A 22,373-nucleotide genomic window follows, 5' to 3' on the forward strand; every position below is an offset into this window, starting at 1 on the left:
GGGCTGGCGCGTGGGCTATCGGGCCACATCCGTATAGGTGCAGGCCCAAAAGACCCGTGCCTCGGTATCGTCCAGCGCACGCAGGCCATGTTTCAGCGTGCTGTCGAAATAGGCGCAATCGCCCGACCCCAGCACGACGGGTTCATAATGTTCGACCACCAGTTCGACCCGGCCCGACAGCACGAACAGGGTTTCTTCACCGTCATGGGATTCGAATTCCTCGGGACGCAGCGCGGCACGGTTCTTGACCGTGGTGACCAGCGGAATGATCTTCTTGTCGGCCAGCGCGTTGCACAGAACCTCGTATTCAAAGTTCTTCGCGCGGACCTTTCGCCCCTCGCCCGCACGGGTGATCGTCATGCGCGTGGTCTGGTTCGCGTCGTGATCCGATGAAAACAGGCGTTCCATCCCGATGTCATAGGCCCGCGCGATCCGGACCAGGTTTTCATAGCTGGGCGAGACGCGGCCATTCTCGATCTTGTGGATGGTCGACAGGGCCAGCCCGGTGCGCTGCGCCGCCACCTCCAGCGTATAGCCGCAGGACTGGCGCACGGCCTTCATCCTGCCGCCCAGATCGGATCGCAGCTGCTGCCGCTCGGCTTCCCAGGTGTCATGGGCCGCGTCTGGCGTGGCCGCCTTGCGCGAAGTTTTTTCCACTTGCGTCATATTTTTCTTTTTTTACCAATTTTGATTGTTTAAGCATATCCGCATGCAGGGTGCAACAGGCCACCACCGGCACAGCACGAACTTGCCTGCGGCCCATCCCTTCCGACGAACGGAGCCCGACCATGAAACAGGACGTCTTTCACGGCACCATCCCGGCCCTTCTGACCCCGCTGACCGCCGACCGTCAGCCCGATTTCGACGCGCTGGTGCGCAAGGGCCAGCAGATGATCGCGGCGGGGATGTCGGGGGTGGTTTACTGCGGGTCCTGCGGTGATTGGCCCTTGCTGACCGACGACCAGCGCATGGAGGGGGTCCGCCGCCTGATCCGGGCGGGTGTGCCGGTCGTGGTGGGAACGGGCGCGATCAACACCAGATCCGCCGTCGCCCATGCGCGCCATGCGCAGGACATGGGCGCGGCGGGGTTGATGGTCATTCCGCGAGTGCTGTCACGCGGGCAGTCGGTCACCGCGCAACGCCATCACTTCAAGGCGGTTCTGGATGCCGCCCCGGACGTGCCCGCGATCATCTACAACAGCCCCTATTATGGCTATTCGACCAAGGCCGACCTGTTCTTTGCCCTGCGCGATGAGCACAGAAACCTGATCGGTTTCAAAGAGTTCGGCGGCAAGGACGATCTCAGCTATGCGGCCGAACACATCACCTCGATGGATGATAAGGTGATCCTGATGGTCGGCGTGGATACCGAGGTTTACCACGGCTTTGTCAAATGCGGCGCGGTCGGTGCGATCACCGGGATCGGCACGATCTTTCCCAAGGAAACGCTGTTGCAAACCGCATTGTCGCGCCGCGCCGCCCAAGGCTGCCCCGAGGCCGACCTGCGGGCGCGCGAATTGACGCAGGCATTCTCGGTACTGGCGAAATTCGACGAGGGCGTCGATCTTGTGCTGTATTTCAAGCATCTGATGACCCTGAAGGGCGAGCCGGAATACGCGCTGAACATCAATGAAACGGATGTGCTGTCCACCTCGCAGGCGCGGTTCTGCGAGGCGCAGTATCATCAGTTCAACGCCTGGTTCGCGGCATGGTCCCGCCAGGGCGGAGTGATCGCCGAATGCATGTGATCGACAGCCATACCGGCGGCGAACCGACCCGCGTCATCGTGAATGGCGGGCCCGACCTTGGCGGCGGCCCGCTGTCCGAACGCGCAACGCTGCTGTCCCGCGATCATCGCGACTTCTACCGATCCGTCGTTCTGGAACCGCGCGGTCAGGTCGCGATGGTCTGTGCGCTGCTGGTCAGGCCGGTCGATCCGGACTGTGTGACCGGAGTGATCTTTTTCGATGCCGAGGCGGTGCTGGGCATGTGTGGGCATGGCACGATCGGGCTTGCCGCGACGCTGTTCCACATGGGGCGGATCGCCACCGGTCGGCACCGGATCGAAACCCCGGTCGGTATCGTCACCGTCGACGTGATCGACGCGCATACGGTGACGGTGACGAATATCGAAAGCCGCCGCATCCGCAAGGATATCACGGTCGAGGTGCCGCAGCTTGGCCCCGTGACCGGCGATCTGGCCTATGGCGGCAACTGCTTCTTTCTGGTCGAACCCGGCCCCGTCCCGGTCGAACCCGCCAATATCGCGGCGCTGACCCGCGCCGCCATTGCCGTGCGGCAGGCGCTGTGGGATCAGGGCATCGGCGGCGATGACGGAATGCAGGTCGATCACGTCATTTTCTACGGCCCCGCACAGGATCCGACGGCGCATAGCCGCAATTTCGTGCTGTGCCCCGACGATGCCTATGACCGGTCGCCCTGCGGCACCGGATGTTCGGCGCGGCTGGCCTGCCTTGCCGCAGACAAGCGCCTGCCCGAAGGCCACGAGATCGTGCAGGAAAGCATCATCGGCAGCACCTATCGCCTGTCATGGCGCAGGGGCGTGCAGGGCGGCGTCATCCCCTCGATCACGGGTCGGGCCTATGTCATGGCGGAAAGCCGGTTGTTCTTTCTGCCTGACGATCCGTTTCGATCGGGTATACCAAGCTGACAACACCCCCGGTCGCACAGGTCGGGCGCATCATCCGGGCAGTCACAGATGACCAGGACCACGCAGTCACAGATCATCGTCATCGGCGCGGGAATCATCGGTGTGACCACCGCGCTTGTGCTTCAGACGCAGGGGCATCAGGTGCGGCTTCTTGACCGCAAGGGCGTCGCGGCCGAAACCTCGGCCGGGAATGCCGGGGCCTTCGCCTTTGCCGAGATCGAGCCGCTGGCCACGCCGGGGATCATGAAGAAGGCCCCGAAATGGTTGCTGGACCCGCTGGGACCGCTGTCGGTGCGGCCCGGCCATGCATTGCGGATCCTGCCGTGGATGTGGCATTTCTGGCGGGCGACCGCGCATCACCGGTATGACGCGGCGGTGGCGTCGCAAGCGTCGCTGATGGCGCTGTCGCGACAGGCGCTGGAACGGGTGATCAGAACCACCGATGCGCAGGCCCTTATCCGCCGCGAAGGACAGTTGCAGCTTTACGAAGGTGCCGCGCAGTTTCAGGCCAGCCTGCCCGCGTGGGAACAGCGCCGCCGGCATGGCATCGCCTTCGAACTTCTGGACAACCCTGACGCCATCGCCCGGATCCAACCCGGACTGAACCCGCGCTTCACCCATGCGGGCTTTACCCCCGATTGGCTGAACACCGTCGATCCGCTGCGCTGGACACGGCATCTGGCCCATGCCCTGACCGAACGCGGCGGCCAGATCGTCACGGCGGCGGTCACCGGCCTCGCGCCTCGCCCCGACGGGGTCGATGTGACCACCGATATCGGCACGCTGCGGGCCGATCAGGTGGTGGTGGCCGCGGGCGCGTGGTCGCATCGGATCGCGCGGATGCTGGGCGACCGCATCCCACTGGAAACCGAGCGCGGCTATAACACCACCTTCCCCACCGCAAGCTTTGATCTGCGGACGCATCTGACCTTTGGTGCGCATGGTTTCGTGGTCACGCGCATCGGTGACGGGCTACGCGTCGGCGGCGCCGTCGAGCTGGGCGGGCTGAACCTGCCACCGAATTTCAAACGCGCCGAAACCCTGTTGCGCAAGACGGCCCGGTTCCTGCCCGGCTTTGACCCGACGGGCGGCACGCAGTGGATGGGCTTTCGCCCGTCGCTGCCCGACAGTCTGCCGATCATCGCCCGCGCCCCGAAATCCGACCGCGTGATCTATGCCTTTGGTCACGGTCATCTGGGTCTGACGCAATCGGCGGGCACGGCGGAACTGGTGGCCGAGCTGGTGTCGGGTCGCAGCCCGCAGATCCCGTTGCTGCCATTCCGCGCGACGCGTTTCGGCGGCTAGTCGAACAGCCGCGGCCAAGTATCCGCGATGCGATACCCTTCGGGCCAGGGATCGCCGGGGTCCAGCATGTGTTGATGCGTGCCGGTGATCCAGGCTCGGCCGCTGATCTCGGGGCGGATCGCGGGCAGATCGCCGACGCTGGCCGGTCCCAGAATGCGCCCCTGGAACTCCGACCCGATGATCGACACCGCCGTAAAACGATCCTCAAGCCCCATCTGCCCCCGCGCATGCAGGATCGCCATGCGGGCAGACACTGCGGTTCCCGTCGGCGAACGGTCCAGTTTTCCGGGCTGAATCGCCACCACGGACTGCGCGCGCAGATCATGCCCATCGCGGCTGACCGGCCCGGCGAACAGGCAAAAGGAATGGTGCCGCCAGTCAGGCTTGTCGGGATGGACGAACTGCAACTGCCGATTGGCGGAATTGGTGATGCGGATGCCCAGTTCGGCGATCTGCCGCGCATTCCCGGCCACCAGATCGACGCCAAGCGCGACCGGATCGACCACCACGAAACTGTCGCCGCCAAAGGCCGTATCGACGGTGATCTGGCCAACCCCCGGCACATCCAGCGGCACGCCCAGACGCGTCGCGAATGAGGGCAGGTTTTCGACATGAATGCGCTGCGCCTTGCCATCGGCACAATCGGCGCGCACCCGGACCAGACCGCCCGGCGCCTCCAGCACCATCCGGGTGACGGGTTCCTGCATCGGGATGATCCCGCTATCCAGCAACACGGTGGCCACGCAGATCGCGTTCGATCCCGACATCGGGGGCGTATCCTCTGGTTCCATGATGATCCAGGCCATCTGCGCCTGGGGATGTTTGGGCGGCACCAGCAGATTCACATGGCGAAACACCCCACCGCGCGGCTCGTTCAGGACAAAGTTCCGCAACACGTCATCCTGTGCGATCCAGCGACGCTGATCCCAGATCGTGTCACCCGGCGGCGGCGCCACCCCACCCACGATGACATCGCCGACCTCACCCTCGGCATGACAGGACACCACATGGATCACCTTCGTGCTGCGCATGTTTCCCCCTTGCGACCGCTGCCTTGAAACTCACTGGAACCGGAATATTGGATATTGTATCCAAAACCAAGCATGGTTTCATCTTGAGGAAATTTCGACATGGCATTTCGCGCACAGGACCTGTCGCAGACCCGATCCGCCGTGGATACGATCTTCGAGGCGCTGCGCGAGGCGATCGTGAAAGGTGATCTGGAACAGGGCGCGCAACTGCGTCAGGAACAGATCGCCGCCGCCTTCAATGTCAGCCGCATCCCCGTCCGCGAGGCGATTGCCCGGTTGGAACAGCTTGGGCTGGTTGAAACGCAACGCTATCGCGGGGCATTCGTGACGCAACTGAACATCGCCGATATCGAAGAGGTGTTCCGCCTGCGTGCCCTGATCGAGGCCGAGGCGATCCGCCACGCCGTGCCGCGACTGGACAGCGTGTCCCTGACCCGCGCCCGCAAGGCCGCAACGGCATTTCACGACGCGACCGATCCCGCCGACTGGATGGATCGCAACCGCGAATTTCACGCCGCGCTGTATCGCCCGGACCTGCAACCCCGCACCGACGCGATCCTGACGAATCTTCTGAACCTCAGCGACCGGTTCCTGCGCGCGCAATTATACCTGACCGCGGGGCAGGCCCGCGCCGACCGCGAACACCGACAGATCCTGGCTGCATGCGAGGCCGGCGATGCCGATCTGGCAGCCGACCTGACCGCGCAGCATATCCGCGGTGCCATGGCCTCGCTTCTGGCACATCTGACCGAACAGCAGGCCCCAGCGGTTTAGCCACCCGCGACGAAACTTCTGCATGCGATGTCGTAGCAGTCACCTTCCAATGTCGCATTCGTTCTATTGCGGCCCGCTGCAATCGGGCAATTTGGGACATCAGTCCTGAACCCGCGCAGCCTTCGAACCCAACATGCACTGCTGCAGCTTCCATCCTCTCAACCTGTTTCATGGGGGTCCTGAATGTCCAAATTTCCGCAGCATGCGCGCGTCGTCATCGTTGGTCTTGGCGGTATCGTCGGCGCCTCGGTCGCGCATCACCTGATCGAACGCGGCTGGGACGATATCGTGGGCATCGACACATCCGGGATTCCGACCGATGTCGGCTCGACCGCCCATGCGTCGGATTTCTGCTATGTGACCAGCCACGATCAGCTTAGCACCTGGACCAGCCTGTATTCCGCCGATTTCTACGAAAAGCTGGGCCACTATTCCCGCATCGGCGGGCTGGAAGTCGCGCGTGTCGGCGATGACGCCCGCATGCAGGAACTGCGCCGTCGCTGCGATTCGGGCCGCGCCTTCGGCAGCCGCGTCAGGATGATCACCGCCGCCGAAGCAAAGGAAAAATTCCCGCTGCTGGAAGAAGATCAGATTCAGGGCGCGATGTGGGACCCCGATGCCGGACTGGTCGTACCCCGGTCGCAGACCGTCGCGGGCAAGCTGGTCGACATGGGCGTCAAGGCGGGCAAGCTGCAGGCCTTTGCAAACTGCCCCGCGCTGGAGCTTTTGTCGGAAAACGGCCGGATCACCGGGGTCCGCACGCCACGCGGCACGATCATGGCCGATCATGTCGTCGTCTGCGCGGGCCTGTGGGGCCGTCTGATCGCCGAAATGGCGGGCGAGGATCTGCCCGTCATGCCGGTGGACCACCCGCTGACCTTCTTTGGCCCCTACGAGGAATTCGCCGGCACCGGCCTGGAAATCGGACGCCCATTGCTGCGCGATCAGGGCAATTCGGCCTATATGCGCGACACCGGCGATCCGAAATCGACCGAGGGCGGTCAGATGGAATGGGGCTACTATTATGAAAAGGACGTGCGGATGGTCCATCCGCGCGACCTGCTGACCAAGGAACAGGCCCGCCTGTCCCCGTCGCAGCGCGATCTGGAACTGGACGATGTGATCGAGCCGCTGGAACGCGCGATCGAACTGACGCCGATCCTTGCCGATCTGGGCTTCAACGAAAGCCACTCGTTCAACGGGTTGCTGCAAACGACCACCGATGGCGGCCCCTCGATGGGCGAAAGCCGCAAGCTGCGCGGGCTGTGGTATGCCGTTGCGATCTGGGTCAAGGACGGCCCCGGCATGGGCAAGCTGATCGCCGACTGGATGACCGATGGCCGCACCCATATCGACCATCACGGCATCGATTACGCGCGGTTTCAGGACTTTCAGCTGTCCGAGGATTTCATCTGGGGCCGCTGCGAGGAAACCGCCGCCAAGATCTACAACCCGCCAGTCCATCCGCGCGAACCCTTCGGCAATGGCCGTGGCATCCGCCGGTCACCGTTTCACGAACGCGAAAAGGAGCTGGGCGGCTATTTCATGGAACTGGGCGGCTGGGAACGTGCCCATGGCTATGCCGCGAACGAACATCTGCTGGAAAAATACGCCGATCAGGTGCCGGTTCGCGAGAACGAATGGGACAACCGCCACTTCTGGCGCGTGTCGAATGCCGAACAGCTTGAGATGAGCGCCGATTGCGGCCTGATCAACCTGTCGCATTTCCACATGACCGACATTTCAGGCCCCGATCACGTGGCACTGCTGGAATGGCTGTGCGCGGCCAGGATCGGCGGCGACGGCAATATCGGCAAGGGCATCTATACCCACATGCTGGACACCGAAGGCAATGTCCGCGCCGATTTCACCGTTTTCCGCATGGCGGATCGCTGTCGGTTGGTGAACGGCGCCGATGCAGGCCCGCGCGACCTGATGCATATGCGCCGCGTGGCACAGGACAAGGGCTTTGATGTCACCATCACCGATGTCACCGAAGACTACACCACCATCGGCATCTGGGGCCCGAATGCCCGCGAGACGCTGAAAAAGGTCGTCGCCGACCCCGATGCGCTGAACATCGAGGCGTTTCCCTTCGCCGCCATCCGCGACATCCAGATCGCGGGCCGCAAGGTCACGGCGTTCCGCATTTCCTATGTCGGGGAACAGGGCTGGGAACTGCACATGCCCTATGACGACGGTCTGGCGGTGTGGGACGCGCTGCGCGAAACCGGGGTCATCGCCGTCGGGGTCGAAACTTATGCCAATTCGCGCCGTCTGGAAAAATCACTGCGCCTGCAGAACGCTGATCTGCACACGCAATACAACCTCTACGAGGCCGATCTGGCGCGCCCGAAGGTCAAAGAGGCCGATTTCTGCGGCAAGGCCAGGCATCTTGAATATCGCGCCCGCGATCATCAGCCCGCCATGCTGTGCACGCTGGTGATGACCGACAATACCGACGCGAACGGGGTGGCACGCTATCCGGTCAACACGATGCCGGTTATCGACCCGGACACCGGCAGCGTCCTGATCGACGCGCTTGGCCGCCGGTCATTCACCACCTCGCAGGCCTATGGCCCGACCGTCGGCAAGAACATCATGCTGGCCTATCTGCCGCATGAATATTGCCAGATCGGACGCAAGTTGCAGGTCACCTATTTCGACGAGCCCTTCCCCGTCGAGGTCGCGGGTGTCGGCTACCACCCGCTTTACGACCCCGAAAACGCCAAGCCGAAAAGCTGATCGGCAGACCAGAAAAGCCCCGGCAGGTACGACCTGCCGGGGCCTTTTCATGGCGAGTGGCCGCGCGGCCCTGCGATCAGACTTCGACGACGACGCGCCCGATCGGGTTGGAACAGCAGGCAAGGATGTACCCCTCGTCGATATCGTCGTCCGAGATACCGCCGTTATGGACCATATGCACCTCGCCCTCGGTCTTTCGGACCTTGCAGGTGCCACACAGACCGAAGGTACAGCCCGATGGGATGTTCAGGCCGCTGGCCTTGGCGACGGCCAGAACGGTGTCGGTTTCGTTGCATTTGGTGGTGATGCCCGAATTGGCAAAGACCAGTTCCGAACGCGCCTCTTCGTCCAGAACCACATCGTCCAGCACCGGGGCCTCTGCCTCGGTTTCGACGGGGGCGCCAAAGCTTTCCTGATGATAGCGGTCCATGTCGTAACCCAACGAGATCAGCATGTCCCGCACAGCCTGCATGAACGGTTCGGGGCCGCAGCAGAACACCTCGCGTTCCAGATAGTCCGGCGCCATCAGGCCCAGCATGATCTGGCTAAGGCGCCCGCGATAGCCCGACCACGACTGATATTCGTCATGCTCTTCAACCGTCAGGTGCAATTGCAGACCCGAAGTGCGATTGGCCATGTGCCGCAGCCGTTCGCGGAAGATCACATCCGAGGGGCGCCGCGCGGCATGGACGAACACGATATCGGGGCGCGGGCCGCGATCCCACAGCCATGTCGTCATCGACATCATCGGCGTGATGCCCGAACCGGCCGAGATGAACAGGAATTTCTCGGACGGGTGCCGTGCCAGGCTGAAGATCCCGGCGGGGCCATAGGCCTTGACCAGCATCCCCGGCTTCAGGTTTTCCATCATCCAGCGCGTCGCGACCGATTTCGGCCCGGCCTTGGCCGTGACCGAAATCGACAGGGGACGCGATGGCGACGACGACATCGTGTAGGTCCGCTGCACGTTTCCGCCCGGCACCGGCAGGTCCAGAGTGACGAATTGCCCCGGCTCGTAATCGAACCACGCGCCCGATGGCGACCGGAACGAAAAGGTCCAGGTGTCGGCGGTCTCGGGAACGATCTGCGTGACTTCCAGCATCTCGGAATCGTTCCACGGCTCTGCCGACCATTGCATGCGCGTCTTTGCCATCGATCTGCCCTATTCTGCCGCTACGGCGGTGTTCAGACGCGAGGACATCACCCCGCAATACCAGTCCACGAAATGGATGACGCCGGCCTCCTGGCTGGGCGAATAGGGGCCGGGCTGATAGGCGGGCGACAGGATCCCGGCCTGATTTTCCTCGACCACGCGACGGTCCTCGTCATTGGTGGCCATCCAGACCTCGGTCAGCTTCTGCAGGTCGTAATCCTTGCCCTCGACCGCGTCCTTGTGGACCAGCCATTTGGTCGTGACCTCGGTCTCGGTGGGGCTGATCGGCAGAATGCGGAAGACGATGGCATGATCGGGCAGAAAGTGGTTCCAGCTGGACGGAAAGTGATAGAACATCAGGCTGCCCGCGTCGTTCCACGGGATCGTGCCCATGCGCTGTGCCACGGCGGCCTTGCCAGACATGGTGAAGCTTTCCTGATTATCCATCAGCGGCACCCGCGCCATCCGCCATTGCATGTCGGGCGCATTCACGAAACGCGACGGCAGCTTGGCCGCGTCACAGCGATCCCAATGCGACAGGATTTCGGGGCTGGCGGCGTTCGGCCCTTCCATCACCGTCATCAGCGGATCATCGGAATAGGTCCGGCACAGCGACGGATGCGACCCACCGCAGTGATAGCATTCGCGGTTGTTTTCCATCACCAGCTTCCAGTTGCCCTTCTCGACGATGGTCGAGCTGAACGCGACCTTCGACTCGGCAATCCCGCTGGGACCGGCATAGGCCATCAGGTTTTTGGCCAGCTCATTGACCGCCGGCGGCACCTGCGCAAGGCAGATGAAGATCATCCCGCCCAGATCGACGCAATGCACCGGCTTCAGCCCGTATTTCGACGCATCGAACCCCTCGCCCATGTCGCGCGCATAAAGAAGCTTGCCGTCCAAATCATAAGTCCACTGGTGGTAGGGGCAGACCAGCTTCGGGTTGCTGCCATTGGCCTGCGGGCACAGGCGCTGACCCCGGTGGCGACAGACATTGTGGAAGGCGCGCACACGTCCGTCACCGCCGCGCGTGATGATGACCGGATACTGCCCCACATTCAGCGTGACGAAATTGCCCGTCTTGGGCAACTCGCAGGACGGCGCGGCAAACAGCCATTCGCGATACCAGATCTGTTCCAGATCATCCTGCAATGCCTGCTGACCACAATACAGATCACGCGGCAGCGAAAAGCCCGGCTCGCGTGCGGCGACAAGCTGGGCTGTGGACATGGGGTGAGACATTACGCACCTGTGGGTCTGATGGCGCGGCCGCGCCGGTGGACGACATGAACGCCCGCAAAATGGGCCTGACTTCCACCCTAGCAATGACGGAATCGCGCCGCGGACGATTTGCGACACAACACGTCATGTTTCAGACACATGCGACTTTCGACGCCCGGCTGCGACCCAAAGGCCACGCCGGGCTAGTCGTCATTGTCGCGCGCGTAGACATCCTCGTAACGGATGATGTCATCCTCGCCCAGATAGCTGCCGGTCTGCACCTCGATCAGCACCATCGGCACCTTGCCGGGATTTTCCATCCGATGAACGGCGCCAAGGGGCACATAGATCGACTGGTTTTCCGTAACCAGGGTGACCGTCTGATCGACCGTGACCTTGGCCGTGCCGCTGACCACGATCCAGTGTTCGGACCGGTGAACATGGCTTTGCAGCGACAGGGCCGCGCCGGGTTTGACCACGATGCGCTTGACCTGAAAACGATCGGCCAGCGCCAGCGTCTCGAACCAACCCCAGGGGCGGTGATCGCGGGGAAAAGCCGTTGCCTGCTTTTTCTTCTGGTCTTTCAATGCGCTGACGGCAAGACGCACATCCTGCGCCCGGTCCATCCCGGCGACCAGCACCGCATCGCCGGTGGCCACCACCATCGTATCCTTCAACCCGATGCCCACGACCTCCAGGTCAGGATCATCGCTGCGCAGCAGCACATTGTCGCAATCGATCGCGGTCGCATGCGCGGTGGCTACACCACGATCCGAAGGGGCCGCATCCAGCGTCTCGCGCCAGACCGCGTCCCAACCGCCCAGATCCGACCATCGGTCGGAAAAGCGCACGACGGTCAGGTTGTCGGCCTTTTCCATCACCGCATAGTCGATGGAATTGTCGGCCAACCCTTCCCAGGGCGCGGGGGCCAGCCGCAGGAAACCCAGATCGGTCTTTGCCTGCGACAGCGCCTGGCCGACCGGGTCCAGATATTCCGGCGCATGCTGACGGAAGGCATCGATCATGCTGCTGGCCTTGAACAGGAAGATGCCCGCGTTCCACAGGAAATTGCCCTGGGCCAGCATCTGCGCGGCGCGCTCGGCATCCGGCTTTTCAACGAAACGCGCCAAGGGCTGCGGCCCGTCGCCCTGCCCGGCCAGTTCCAGATAGCCATAGCCGGTCTCGGGGCGATCGGGGGTGATGCCGAAGGTGACGATCCGACCGTCGGCGGCTGGGCCACTGCCCTGCTGCACGGCGCGGCTGAAGGCGGCGACATCAGGGATGACATGATCCGAAGGGGCAACCAGCAACAACGCCTCGGGGTCGGTTTTGGCGACCATCAATGCAGCTGCCAGAATGGCCGGCGCCGTATTGCGGCCCGCAGGTTCGATCACGATGGCGCCGGGCGCAAGGCCAACCTGCTCCAGCTGTTCGGCCACGATAAAGCGGAAATCCGCATTGGTCATCACGACCGGATCGGCATAATCGGCCCCGGACAGACGCAGGGCCGAGGCCTGAAACAAGGTCTGCTCACCGATCAGCTGGGCGAATTGCTTCGGGAACGCCTTGCGAGAGACCGGCCACAGCCGCGTTCCCGAACCACCCGCCATCAGAATCGGAGTAATCTTGGCCATCCCGCCCCTCGCAGACACTTATGCTTTTGGAAAGGGATAGCCCAGCCTACCCGCCCCGCCAAGCACCCGCACGGGATTTGAAACGAAAAGGGCGACATCCCAACAGGATGCCGCCCCAATCATGCTGCGCAGATGCGCGGTGTCTTACGACTTTTCTTCGATGATCGTCACCAGATGCGGGATCTTGGCGACCATGCCGCGGATCGAAGGGGTATCCTCCAGCTCGCGCGTGCGGTTCATCTTGTTCAGGCCCAGACCCTTCAGCGTCTCACGCTGGATGGCGGGGCGACGGATCGGCGAACCGATCTGCTTGACGACGATAGTAGCCATTCGCCTGTCTCCTTACGCTTCGGCGGCTTCGACAGCCGGCTTGTCGGTCTGGGGCAGAATGTCGGCCACTTTCTTGCCGCGACGCTGCGCGACCGAACGGGGGCTCGATTCTTTCTTCAGACCGTCCAGCGTGGCGCGGATCATGTTGTAGGGGTTCTGCGAGCCCTGCGATTTCGCAACGACGTCCTGAACACCCAGCATCTCGAACACGGCACGCATCGGGCCGCCGGCGATGATGCCGGTACCTGGAACGGCGGTGCGCATGATGACCTTGCCGGCGCCATGACGACCTTCGATGTCGTGGTGCAGCGTACGACCATCGCGCAGCGGCACGCGGATCATGTTGCGCTTGGCTTGTTCGGTCGCCTTGCGGATGGCCTCGGGGACCTCCTTGGCCTTACCTTTGCCAAAGCCCACGCGACCGCGCTGGTCGCCGACAACGACAAGTGCGGCGAAGCCAAAGCGCTTACCACCCTTGACGGTTTTCGACACGCGGTTGATCGCAACAAGGCGATCGGCGAATTCCGGGGTCTCTTCGCGATCTTCGCGACGGCCCCGACGGTTTTCACGTTCTGCCATCAGGCATTCCTTTATAGGTGGCGCGCAGACCGCGCCGTTCAAATCCAACCCAGGTGGCCCGCCCGCACTGCGAAGGGGCCCCGGATCATCGGGATGGCGCGTCCCTTGTCAGGACGCGCCACCCGCATGCATCAGAACTTCAGACCGCCTTCGCGGGCAGCCTCGGCCAGTGCCTTGATCTTGCCGTGGAAGATGAAACCACCGCGGTCGAAGACGACTTCTTCCACACCGGCTTTCTTCGCACGTTCCGCGATCGCAGCGCCGATCTTGGCAGCGGCTTCGACGTTGTTCTTGCCGACCATGCCCAGATCCTTTTCCAGCGTGCTGGCCGAGGCCAGGGTCACGCCGTTCAGGTCGTCGATGACCTGAACCGAAAGGTTCTTGGACGAACGGTGAACCGACAGACGCGGGCGACCGTTGTTTTCGGCCCGCAGTTTGTTCCGCACGCGCAGGCGGCGCTTTTGGAACAGCTCTTGCTTTTTCAGTGCCATTTCTCGCGCCCCTTACTTCTTCTTGCCTTCCTTGCGGAAAACATACTCGCCCTTGTAGCGAATGCCTTTGCCCTTGTAGGGCTCGGGCTGACGCCACTCGCGAATGTTTGCCGCAACCTGGCCGACCAGCTGCTGGTCAATACCTTCGACAACGATTTCGGTCTGCTTCGGTGCGGTGATCGTGACGCCGTCCGGGGTCTCGAAGTTCACCTCGTGGCTGTAGCCCAGGGACAGCTTCAGGGTCTTGCCCTGCATCTGTGCGCGGTAACCCACACCCTGAATTTCCAGCTCTTTCTTGAAGCCTTCCGACACGCCGACGGTCAGGTTCTCGATCATCGAACGGGTCATGCCCCACTGCTGGCGCGCACGCTTGTGCAGGCCACGCGGTTTGACGTGAACGTTGTTCTCTTCCGTGACCAGATCGACCTCATCGGTCGCGGTGAAGCTGCGGGTGCCCTTGGGGCCCTTCACTTCGATGGTCTGGCCCTTGATCTCGGCCGTCACGCCCTTGGGCAGTTCGACCGGCTTCTTACCAATCCGAGACATCTGCTGCCCTCCTTAGAATACGGTGCAGAGGACTTCGCCGCCGACATTGGCATTGCGAGCCGCTGCATCCGACATGACACCTTTCGGGGTCGACACGATCGAGACGCCCAGGCCCTGACGGACCTGCGGGATTTCCTTGGAGCCGGCATAGACGCGGCGACCAGGCTTCGAAACGCGCGACAATTCCCGGATGACCGGAGTGCCGTCGTGATATTTCAGACCGATTTCCAGCTCGTTATGGCCTTCTTCGGTGGTCACTTCCTCGTAGCCGCGGATGTAACCTTCTGCTTTCAGCACGTCCAGAACCCAAGCGCGCAGCTTGGAGGCCGGGGTGCGAACGGTCGATTTGCCGCGCAACTGTGCGTTGCGGATGCGGGTCAGCATATCGCCGAGAGGATCGTTCATGTTCATTTTCGCCCCCTTACCAGCTCGATTTAACCAGACCGGGGATCTGACCGTTCGAGCCGAGCTCGCGCAGCATGATCCGCGACAGTTTCAGTTTGCGGTAATACGCATGCGGACGACCGGTCAGTTCACACCGGTTGTGCAGACGCGTTGCCGAAGAATTGCGCGGCAGTTCTGCCAGCTTCAGCGAAGCCTTGAAACGCTCTTCCATCGGGCGGGACTGGTCGTTGATGACCTCTTTCAGGGCCGCACGCTTGTCAGCGTATTGAGCGACCATGCGCTGGCGCTTTTTCTCGCGCTCAACCATCGACTTCTTTGCCATATCTCTTACCTTCCGCGATCAGCTGTTGAACGGCATGTTGAAGTGCTTCAACAGCGATTTCGCTTCCGCGTCGGTCTTCGCGGTGGTGCAGATGATGATGTCCATCCCCAGAACTTCGTCGACCTTGTCGAAGTTGATTTCCGGGAACACGATGTGCTCTTTCAGGCCCATGGCGTAGTTGCCGCGACCATCAAAAGCCGTGCCTTTCACGCCGCGGAAGTCGCGGACGCGCGGCAGCGCGATGTTGATCAGGCGATCCAGGAATTCGTACATCCGGTCGCCGCGCAGGGTCACCTTGGCACCCAGCGGCATTTCTTCACGAACGCGGAAGCCGGCGATCGACTTCTTGGCCTTCGTGATGACAGCCTTCTGACCGGCGATCAGCGACAGCTCTTCAGCGCCCTGTTTCACCTTCTTGGTGTCCTTGACGGCCTCGCCGATACCCATGTTCAGGACGATCTTGTCCAGACGCGGGATCTGCATGTCGTTCTTGTAGCCGAACTCTTCTTTCAGAGCGGCACGAACGTTGTCGCGGTACTGCGAACGCAGGCGCGGCGTGTATTTCGAAGCGTCCAGCATCAGATCACGTCTCCCGTGGTCTTGGCGAAACGGACCTTCTTGCCGTCTTCCTCGCGGAAGCCGACGCGGGTCGCTTTGCCGTTTTTGTCCATGAGGGCCAGATTCGACAGGTCGATCGGCATCGCCTTCGGCGTGCGACCACCCTGGCTGGTCTGGGTCTGGCGCTGGTGACGGATCGCGATGTTCACGCCATCAACGACTGCCTTGTTCTCTTTCGGGAACACGGCAGTGATTTCGCCCTGCTTGCCCTTGTCCTTGCCGGCCAGCACGACGACCTTGTCGCCCTTTTTAAGCTTGGCAGCCATTACAGCACCTCCGGAGCAAGCGAGATGATCTTCATGAAGTTCTTCGCACGCAGCTCGCGCACGACCGGGCCGAAGATACGGGTCCCGACCGGCTCACCCTGGTTGTTCAGGATGACGGCGGCGTTGCGATCGAAGCGGATCGAGGTTCCGTCTTCGCGCTTCACTTCTTTTGCGGTCCGAACGACGACGGCCTTGCGGACGTCACCTTTCTTGACCCGGCCCCGCGGGATGGCTTCCTTGACGGAAACGACAATGATGTCGCCCACCGACGCATAGCGACGGTGCGAACCACCCAGGACCTTGATGCACTGAACCCGGCGTGCGCCGGAGTTGTCAGCAACATCCAGATTGGTCTGCATCTGGATCATTTGGTTTCTCCCGACCTTTGGGGACCGGCCTTTCCGGCCCCAGGGTTTCGATCATTACTGATCTGTGATGATGGACTTATGCCGAAGCAGCTTCGTCCGTCAGGACAGTCCAGCGTTTCGTCTTCGAGATCGGGGCACATTCCGCGATGCGGACGGTGTCGCCGACCTTGAACTGGTTTTCCGCGTCATGGGCGCGGAATTTTTTCGAGATCCGAACGGTCTTGTGCAGCAGCGGATGCTTGAAGCGGCGTTCGACCAGGACGGTGACGGTCTGCTCGTTCTTGTCCGAGACGACCTTGCCTTGCAGGATGCGTTTGGGCATGGGTGCGACTCCTTAGTTCGAGGCCGCGGCTTCCGCCGCTTTCTGGTTCAGAATGGTTTTCACACGGGCCACATCGCGGCGAACGCTGCGCATGCGGGCGGTGTTTTCAAGCTGGCCGGTTGCCTGCTGGAACCGCAGGTTGAAGGCTTCTTTCTTCAGCGCAACCAGCTGCTCTTTCAGCTGATCAGGCGTTTTCGAATTCAGTTCTTGCGCGTCCATTGCGCGGTATCCTTTCCAACATCACCGGAGAGCCCCGGATTGTCCGGGCCACCCTGATTCCGGTGGAGTTTCGTGATGAAGGCCAGCCCATACAGGCTGAAACCGGCTATTGCAACCCCCTTCCCCGCCTTTCGGGGAAAAAGGCAGGCCCCGCCGTTTCCGGCGGGGCCAATCCTGGAACCTGCGTGCGGTGCACGCAGCGACTTACCAGTCCTGACGCTCGACGATGCGGGTCTGAACCGGCAGCTTCATCGCGCCCAGACGCAGCGCTTCGCGTGCGATCTCGGTGCTGACGCCGTCGATCTCGAACATGATCCGGCCCGGGTGGACGCGGGCTGCCCAGAAATCGATCGAGCCTTTACCTTTACCCATCCGGACTTCGGTCGGCTTCGAGGAAACCGGCAGGTCCGGGAAGATCCGGATCCAGACGCGGCCCTGACGCTTCATGTGGCGGGTGATCGCGCGGCGAGCCGCTTCGATCTGGCGGGCGGTGACACGCTCGGGCTCGACCGCTTTCAGTGCGAACGAGCCGAAGTTCAGCTCGAAGCCGCCCTTCGCGTTGCCGTGGATCCGGCCCTTGTGCTGTTTGCGGAACTTCGTCCGTTTCGGTTGCAGCATTTGTCGTTCTCCTTAGCGCGCGTCGCGGCGCGGACCACGCGGAGCCGGACCTTCCTGAGCCTCGGCGGCCTTGCGGTCGCGAGCCTGCGGGTCATGCTCCATGATCTCGCCTTTGAAGATCCAGACCTTGATACCGATGATCCCATAGGGGGTCATGGCCTCGGCCAGCGCGTAATCGATGTCGGCGCGCAGGGTGTGCAGGGGCACACGGCCTTCGCGATACCACTCGGTCCGTGCGATCTCGGCACCGCCCAGACGGCCGGCAACGTTCACGCGGATACCCAGGGCGCCCATACGCATGGCGTTCTGGACCGAACGCTTCATGGCGCGGCGGAACGACACACGACGCTCCAACTGCTGAGCGATCGATTCAGCGACCAGCGCAGCATCGACTTCCGGCTTGCGGACTTCGACGATGTTCAGGTTCACGTCGCTGGCGGTGAAGTTCGACAGCTTCTTGCGCAGGACTTCGATGTCAGCGCCTTTTTTGCCGATGATCACACCCGGACGCGCAGCGTGGATGGTGACGCGGCACTTCTTGTGCGGACGTTCGATGATGACGCGGCTGATGCCGGCCTGCTTGGCTTCTTTCTTGATGAAGTCCCGAATTTTCAGGTCTTCAAGCAGCAGATCGCCATATTCCTTGTCATCGGCGTACCAGCGGCTGTCCCAGGTGCGGTTGACCTGGAGGCGCATGCCGATCGGATTGACCTTCTGACCCATTACGCTTGCTCCTCGACTTGGCGCACCTTGATGGTGATTTCCGAAAACGGCTTCATGATCTTGCCATAACGGCCACGTGCCCGCGGACGGCCACGCTTCATCACCAGGTTCTTGCCAACCCAGGCTTCGGCGACGATCAGGTTGTCGACGTCCAGACCGTGGTTGTTCTCGGCGTTCGCGATGGCCGACTGAAGGCATTTCTTCACGTCGCCTGCGATGCGCTTGTGCGAGAAGGTCAGGTCGGCCAGAGCGCGTTCGACTTTCTTACCACGGATCAACTGAGCCACGAGGTTCAGCTTTTGCGGCGAGGTGCGAAGCATCTTGATCTTGGCGAACGCTTCGTTCTCCGCCACGCGGCGCGGATTCTGTTCCTTACCCATGACGATTACTTCCTCTTGGCTTTCTTGTCCGCCGCGTGACCGTAGTAGGTCCGGGTCGGCGAGTATTCACCGAACTTCTGGCCGATCATCTCTTCGGTCACAGCAACGGGAATGTGCTTCTGCCCGTTATAGACGCCGAAGGTCAGGCCAACGAATTGCGGCAGGATGGTCGAACGACGCGACCAGATCTTGATGACGTCGGATTTCCCCGACTCACGGGCCTTTTCCGCTTTCTTGAGCACATAGGCGTCAACAAAGGGGCCCTTCCAAACAGAACGTGCCATCGATTAACGCCCCTTCTTCTGGTGACGCGACCGCAGGATATACTTGTCGGTCGACTTGTTCGTGCGGGTCTTCTTGCCCTTGGTGTCCTTACCCCAGGGCGTAACCGGCGTACGGCCACCCGAAGTACGGCCCTCACCACCACCATGCGGGTGGTCGATCGGGTTCATGGCAACACCGCGAACGCTGGGACGGATGCCCTTGTGGCGGTTGCGACCTGCTTTACCCAGGTTCTGGTTCGAGTGGTCGGCATTCGACACGGCACCGATGGTGGCCATGCATTCCTGACGGACCATGCGCAGCTCGCCCGAGGACAGGCGGATCTGTGCGTAGCCACCGTCGCGACCGACGAACTGGGCATAGGTACCGGCCGAACGTGCGATCTGGCCGCCCTTGCCGGGCTTCAGTTCGACGTTGTGGACGATGGTACCGATCGGCATGCCGCTGAAGGGCATGGCGTTGCCGGGCTTCACGTCAACCTTGGCACCTGCGACGATCTTGTCGCCAACTGCCAGACGCTGCGGTGCCAGGATATAGGCACGCTCACCGTCTTCGTAATTCACAAGCGCGATGAACGCGGTGCGGTTGGGATCGTATTCGATCCGCTCGACCACTGCGGTCACATCGAACTTGTTGCGCTTGAAATCGACGATGCGATACAGGCGCTTCGCCCCGCCGCCTTTGCGGCGCATGGTGATCCGTCCGGTGTTGTTCCGGCCGCCTTTCTTGGTCAGACCCTCGGTGAGGGATTTGACCGGGCGACCTTTCCAAAGCTCCGAACGGTCGATCAGAACCAGCCCGCGCTGGCCAGGCGTCGTCGGTTTATACGACTTCAATGCCATCTTTCTGTCTTCCGTAGCTTTGGACCGTGGTGGTCCGTTTCGTCCAAAAGATCAGCGGCCCCGGATTTAACCGGGGCCGCAGATTCGCAGCCTACTATCAGAGTCCGGTGGACACGTCGATAGTGTTTCCCTCTTCCAGGGTCACATAGGCCTTTTTCACGTCGCTGCGACGGCCCAGCTGACCGCGGAAGCGCTTCTGCTTGCCTTTGGTGATGGTGGTGTTGACCGCCTTCACCTTGACGCCGAACAGAGCTTCCACCGCGTCCTTGATCTGCGGCTTGGTCGCATCCTTGGTCACCTGAAAGACAACGCCGTTGTTTTCCGACGTCAGCGTGGCTTTCTCGGTGATGACCGGCTTGACGATCACATCGTAATGTTCGGGTTTCGCGCTCATTTCAGGCGAGCCTCCAGAGCTTCGACACCCGCACGCGTGATCACCAGCGTGTCACGCTTCAGGATGTCATACACGTTGGCGCCCATCGACGGCAGGATGTCCACGCCTTCGATGTTGCGCGCGGCACGGGCGAAGCCTTCGTTGACTTCGGCACCGTCGATCACCAGCACGCGCTTCCAGCCGTTTTCCTTCACGGCCTTGGCGACTGCCGAGGTCTTGGCGTCGGTCAGGTTCAGATCCTCGACCACGACCAGCTCACCTGCGGTGGCTTTCGCCGACAGAGCGTGCTTCAGGCCCAGGGCGCGGACCTTCTTGGGCAGATCGAACGCGTGCGAACGCGGGGTCGGGCCCTTGTAGACACCACCGTGACGGAAGGTCGGCGCCTTCTTGGAACCGTGGCGTGCGCCGCCGGTGCCCTTCTGGCGATAGATCTTCTTGGTCGAGTAGCTGACATCCGACTTGCCGAGAACCGAGTGGGTCCCCTGCTGAGCCTTGTTGCGCTGCCAGCGGACGACGCGCTGCAGGATGTCGCCACGCGGCTCCAGCCCGAAGATCTCGTCGGCCAGCTCGATCGAACCGGCTTTACCGGCATCCAGCTTGATCACATCGAGTTTCATCACTTGTCTCCTTCGGGCGCAGCATCGCCGCCGTCGGCCTTTTCAGCCTCGATCGAGGCTTCGGCTTCCTTCAGCGCGGCTTCTTCGGCAGCAGCTGCCTCGGCCTCGGCGGCCTTGCGGGCGGCTTCTTCCTCGGCAGCGGCCTGTGCAGCAGCTTCTTCTGCGGCGCGCTTCGCCTCATCGGCAGCCGATTTCAGGGCGGCCGGGTAGATCACGTTCTCGGGGATGGCCTTCTTGACGGCATCCTTGATGGTGACCCAACCACCTTTCGAGCCCGGAACCGAACCCTTGACCATGATCAGGCCACGATCGGCATCGGTGCGGACAACCTGCAGGTTCTGGGTCGTGACGCGCACGGCACCCAGGTGACCGGCCATCTTCTTGCCCTTGAACACCTTGCCGGGGTCCTGACACTGACCGGTCGAACCATGCGAACGGTGGCTGATCGACACGCCGTGCGAGGCGCGCAGACCACCGAAGTTGTGACGCTTCATCGCGCCCGCAAAGCCCTTACCGATCGAGGTGCCGGCGATATCGACGAACTGACCGGCGAAATAGTGGTCAGCCGTGATTTCCTCACCGACATTGATCAGGTTTTCTTCGGCGACGCGGAATTCCGCGATCTTGCGCTTGGGCGCGACCGAAGCTTTGGCAAAATGACCACGCATCGCGGCGGTCGTGCGCTTTGCCTTGGCAACACCGGCGCCCAGCTGGACGGCGGTATAACCGTCACGGTCAGCGGTGCGCTGAGCCACGACTTGCAGGGCGTCCAGTTGCAGGACGGTGACCGGAACCTGACGGCCGTCTTCCATGAAAAGACGGGTCATGCCCAGTTTCTTGGCGATAACACCAGTACGCAGCATGTCTCGTCCCCCTTAGACTTTGATCTCGACGTCAACGCCGGCGGCGAGGTCGAGCTTCATCAGGGCGTCAACGGTCTGCGGGGTCGGATCGACGATGTCCAGCAGACGCTTGTGCGTGCGGATTTCCCACTGGTCGCGCGACTTCTTGTCGATGTGCGGGCCACGCAGGACGGTGAATTTCTCGATCTTGTTCGGCAGCGGAATCGGGCCGCGAACGGTCGCACCGGTGCGCTTGGCGGTGTTGACGATTTCCTGGGTGCTGGCATCCAGCACGCGGTAATCGAACGCCTTCAGCCGGATACGGATGTTTTGGCTTTGCATACGTCATCCCTCTAGACGGGGAGTTCCAGTTGAGAGGCTGACAACACACCACGCATTGCCAGCGTCGAACCGTAAAAAAACTGCAAGGCCGCCCCCATAACGGACGGCCTTTGCAAAAGCAACCGATTCCATGCGGACCGGTGGCGATGGGGGCTTTTGGCGCATAAGATACGCGCTGTCAAGCGGGTTGGCGCAGGCCTGTGGACAGGCGGTCCGCGGCAGCTAGGCCCGGAATATTCTCAAGCGGGTTCGGGTCATGAAAAAGGCCCGCACCTTTTGGTGCGGGCCTTCATCTCACGATATCCCTGATGGGATCACTTGATGATTTTCGAA

30 protein-coding genes are annotated in these 22,373 nt (G+C 62.1%); 5 read left to right on the top strand and 25 right to left on the bottom strand.

All coding sequences use genetic code 11. From position 1 onward, the window contains the following. Window positions 1–15: 15 nt before the first annotated feature. A complete protein-coding gene (locus BMX67_RS16215; RefSeq protein WP_090737223.1) occupies window positions 16–666 on the bottom strand; it encodes a helix-turn-helix domain-containing protein in 651 nt (216 codons plus the stop codon). 122 nt (window positions 667–788) lie between these two features. Here BMX67_RS16215 and BMX67_RS16220 point away from each other — a divergent pair, with 122 nt between their 5' ends. Genes BMX67_RS16220 through BMX67_RS16230 form a run of 3 tightly spaced genes read left to right on the top strand, consistent with a single transcriptional unit; the run spans window position 789 to window position 3,976 of the window. Then, window positions 789–1,748 carry a dihydrodipicolinate synthase family protein gene (locus BMX67_RS16220; protein ID WP_090737225.1) on the top strand — a complete coding sequence of 320 codons (960 nt, stop codon included), beginning with the start codon at window positions 789–791 and terminating at the stop codon, window positions 1,746–1,748. Further along, on the top strand, window positions 1,739–2,671 hold the full coding sequence (locus BMX67_RS16225; protein WP_090737227.1) for a 4-hydroxyproline epimerase: 933 nt from the start codon (window positions 1,739–1,741) through the stop codon (window positions 2,669–2,671). The genes BMX67_RS16220 and BMX67_RS16225 overlap by 10 nt, the downstream gene beginning before the upstream one ends. Before the next feature lie 48 nt (window positions 2,672–2,719). Continuing rightward, on the top strand, window positions 2,720–3,976 hold the full coding sequence (locus BMX67_RS16230) for an NAD(P)/FAD-dependent oxidoreductase (RefSeq protein ID WP_090737229.1): 1,257 nt from the start codon (window positions 2,720–2,722) through the stop codon (window positions 3,974–3,976). On the opposite strand, the gene BMX67_RS16235 is transcribed toward BMX67_RS16230, so the two are convergent. Then, window positions 3,973–5,007, bottom strand: coding sequence for a trans-3-hydroxy-L-proline dehydratase (locus tag BMX67_RS16235; protein ID WP_090737231.1), 1,035 nt, complete (start codon window positions 5,005–5,007; stop codon window positions 3,973–3,975). The two genes, BMX67_RS16230 and BMX67_RS16235, sit on opposite strands and share 4 nt — an antisense overlap. A gap of 99 nt (window positions 5,008–5,106) precedes the next feature. On the opposite strand from BMX67_RS16235, the gene BMX67_RS16240 reads away from it, so the two are divergent. Beyond that, window positions 5,107–5,781: a GntR family transcriptional regulator gene (locus tag BMX67_RS16240; protein WP_090737233.1), complete on the top strand. Its 675-nt coding sequence runs from the start codon at window positions 5,107–5,109 to the stop codon at window positions 5,779–5,781. A gap of 183 nt (window positions 5,782–5,964) precedes the next feature. Continuing rightward, on the top strand, window positions 5,965–8,526 hold the full coding sequence (locus BMX67_RS16245) for a GcvT family protein (RefSeq protein WP_090737235.1): 2,562 nt from the start codon (window positions 5,965–5,967) through the stop codon (window positions 8,524–8,526). 76 nt (window positions 8,527–8,602) lie between these two features. On the opposite strand, the gene BMX67_RS16250 is transcribed toward BMX67_RS16245, so the two are convergent. The 23 genes from BMX67_RS16250 to rpsJ form a co-directional block, all read right to left on the bottom strand. Beyond that, window positions 8,603–9,679 (bottom strand): FAD-binding oxidoreductase, encoded by a 1,077-nt coding sequence (locus BMX67_RS16250; protein WP_090737237.1) that lies wholly within the window; start codon window positions 9,677–9,679, stop codon window positions 8,603–8,605. A gap of 9 nt (window positions 9,680–9,688) precedes the next feature. Further along, window positions 9,689–10,921, bottom strand: coding sequence for an aromatic ring-hydroxylating oxygenase subunit alpha (locus tag BMX67_RS16255; RefSeq protein WP_217645889.1), 1,233 nt, complete (start codon window positions 10,919–10,921; stop codon window positions 9,689–9,691). Window positions 10,922–11,103: 182 nt separating this feature from the next. Further along, window positions 11,104–12,534 (bottom strand): mannose-1-phosphate guanylyltransferase/mannose-6-phosphate isomerase, encoded by a 1,431-nt coding sequence (locus BMX67_RS16260; protein ID WP_090737240.1) that lies wholly within the window; start codon window positions 12,532–12,534, stop codon window positions 11,104–11,106. Window positions 12,535–12,678: 144 nt separating this feature from the next. Further along, window positions 12,679–12,864: a 50S ribosomal protein L30 gene (gene rpmD, locus BMX67_RS16265; RefSeq protein ID WP_090737242.1), complete on the bottom strand. Its 186-nt coding sequence runs from the start codon at window positions 12,862–12,864 to the stop codon at window positions 12,679–12,681. Window positions 12,865–12,876: 12 nt separating this feature from the next. After that, a complete protein-coding gene (gene rpsE, locus BMX67_RS16270) occupies window positions 12,877–13,443 on the bottom strand; it encodes a 30S ribosomal protein S5 (protein ID WP_090737244.1) in 567 nt (188 codons plus the stop codon). A gap of 131 nt (window positions 13,444–13,574) precedes the next feature. Then, complete coding sequence (gene rplR, locus BMX67_RS16275; protein ID WP_090737246.1) at window positions 13,575–13,934, bottom strand: 50S ribosomal protein L18; 360 nt, start codon at window positions 13,932–13,934, stop codon at window positions 13,575–13,577. Window positions 13,935–13,946: 12 nt separating this feature from the next. Continuing rightward, entirely contained in the window at window positions 13,947–14,480 is a 534-nt protein-coding gene (gene rplF / locus BMX67_RS16280; RefSeq protein ID WP_090737248.1) for a 50S ribosomal protein L6, read from the bottom strand. Window positions 14,481–14,492: 12 nt separating this feature from the next. Next, window positions 14,493–14,891 carry a 30S ribosomal protein S8 gene (gene rpsH / locus BMX67_RS16285; RefSeq protein WP_090737250.1) on the bottom strand — a complete coding sequence of 133 codons (399 nt, stop codon included), beginning with the start codon at window positions 14,889–14,891 and terminating at the stop codon, window positions 14,493–14,495. Between the two features lie 10 nt (window positions 14,892–14,901). Beyond that, complete coding sequence (gene rpsN, locus BMX67_RS16290; protein WP_090737252.1) at window positions 14,902–15,207, bottom strand: 30S ribosomal protein S14; 306 nt, start codon at window positions 15,205–15,207, stop codon at window positions 14,902–14,904. An 18-nt stretch (window positions 15,208–15,225) separates the two neighbouring features. Continuing rightward, a complete protein-coding gene (gene rplE, locus BMX67_RS16295; protein ID WP_090737255.1) occupies window positions 15,226–15,786 on the bottom strand; it encodes a 50S ribosomal protein L5 in 561 nt (186 codons plus the stop codon). Next, a complete protein-coding gene (gene rplX, locus BMX67_RS16300) occupies window positions 15,786–16,091 on the bottom strand; it encodes a 50S ribosomal protein L24 (protein WP_090737257.1) in 306 nt (101 codons plus the stop codon). Before rplX ends, rplE begins: the two co-directional genes overlap by 1 nt. Beyond that, window positions 16,091–16,459, bottom strand: a complete 369-nt coding sequence (gene rplN, locus BMX67_RS16305) for a 50S ribosomal protein L14 (protein ID WP_010400243.1) — start codon at window positions 16,457–16,459, stop codon at window positions 16,091–16,093. The genes rplX and rplN overlap by 1 nt, the downstream gene beginning before the upstream one ends. Before the next feature lie 76 nt (window positions 16,460–16,535). Further along, the gene (gene rpsQ / locus BMX67_RS16310) at window positions 16,536–16,781 is read right to left on the bottom strand and encodes a 30S ribosomal protein S17 (protein WP_090737259.1); all 246 of its coding nucleotides are present in this window, start codon (window positions 16,779–16,781) and stop codon (window positions 16,536–16,538) included. Window positions 16,782–16,793: 12 nt separating this feature from the next. Then, the gene (rpmC, locus tag BMX67_RS16315; RefSeq protein ID WP_090737261.1) at window positions 16,794–17,000 is read right to left on the bottom strand and encodes a 50S ribosomal protein L29; all 207 of its coding nucleotides are present in this window, start codon (window positions 16,998–17,000) and stop codon (window positions 16,794–16,796) included. A 204-nt stretch (window positions 17,001–17,204) separates the two neighbouring features. Further along, window positions 17,205–17,618: a 50S ribosomal protein L16 gene (gene rplP / locus BMX67_RS16320; RefSeq protein ID WP_090737263.1), complete on the bottom strand. Its 414-nt coding sequence runs from the start codon at window positions 17,616–17,618 to the stop codon at window positions 17,205–17,207. A 12-nt stretch (window positions 17,619–17,630) separates the two neighbouring features. Then, window positions 17,631–18,341, bottom strand: a complete 711-nt coding sequence (gene rpsC, locus BMX67_RS16325) for a 30S ribosomal protein S3 (RefSeq protein ID WP_090737265.1) — start codon at window positions 18,339–18,341, stop codon at window positions 17,631–17,633. Further along, a complete protein-coding gene (gene rplV, locus BMX67_RS16330; RefSeq protein WP_090737268.1) occupies window positions 18,341–18,721 on the bottom strand; it encodes a 50S ribosomal protein L22 in 381 nt (126 codons plus the stop codon). The genes rpsC and rplV overlap by 1 nt, the downstream gene beginning before the upstream one ends. Before the next feature lie 5 nt (window positions 18,722–18,726). Continuing rightward, window positions 18,727–19,005: a 30S ribosomal protein S19 gene (gene rpsS / locus BMX67_RS16335; protein ID WP_090737270.1), complete on the bottom strand. Its 279-nt coding sequence runs from the start codon at window positions 19,003–19,005 to the stop codon at window positions 18,727–18,729. Window positions 19,006–19,008: 3 nt separating this feature from the next. Beyond that, window positions 19,009–19,845: a 50S ribosomal protein L2 gene (gene rplB / locus BMX67_RS16340; RefSeq protein ID WP_090737272.1), complete on the bottom strand. Its 837-nt coding sequence runs from the start codon at window positions 19,843–19,845 to the stop codon at window positions 19,009–19,011. A gap of 97 nt (window positions 19,846–19,942) precedes the next feature. Beyond that, window positions 19,943–20,239, bottom strand: coding sequence for a 50S ribosomal protein L23 (locus BMX67_RS16345; RefSeq protein ID WP_090737274.1), 297 nt, complete (start codon window positions 20,237–20,239; stop codon window positions 19,943–19,945). Continuing rightward, on the bottom strand, window positions 20,236–20,856 hold the full coding sequence (gene rplD / locus BMX67_RS16350; RefSeq protein ID WP_090737276.1) for a 50S ribosomal protein L4: 621 nt from the start codon (window positions 20,854–20,856) through the stop codon (window positions 20,236–20,238). The genes BMX67_RS16345 and rplD overlap by 4 nt, the downstream gene beginning before the upstream one ends. Continuing rightward, complete coding sequence (rplC, locus tag BMX67_RS16355; RefSeq protein ID WP_090737278.1) at window positions 20,856–21,719, bottom strand: 50S ribosomal protein L3; 864 nt, start codon at window positions 21,717–21,719, stop codon at window positions 20,856–20,858. Before rplC ends, rplD begins: the two co-directional genes overlap by 1 nt. Before the next feature lie 12 nt (window positions 21,720–21,731). After that, the gene (gene rpsJ / locus BMX67_RS16360; RefSeq protein WP_042247848.1) at window positions 21,732–22,040 is read right to left on the bottom strand and encodes a 30S ribosomal protein S10; all 309 of its coding nucleotides are present in this window, start codon (window positions 22,038–22,040) and stop codon (window positions 21,732–21,734) included. Between the last annotated feature and the right edge of the window lie 333 nt (window positions 22,041–22,373).

The organism is Paracoccus homiensis (assembly GCF_900111675.1).
In the GTDB taxonomy this organism is placed as follows: Bacteria; Pseudomonadota; Alphaproteobacteria; order Rhodobacterales; family Rhodobacteraceae; genus Paracoccus; species Paracoccus homiensis.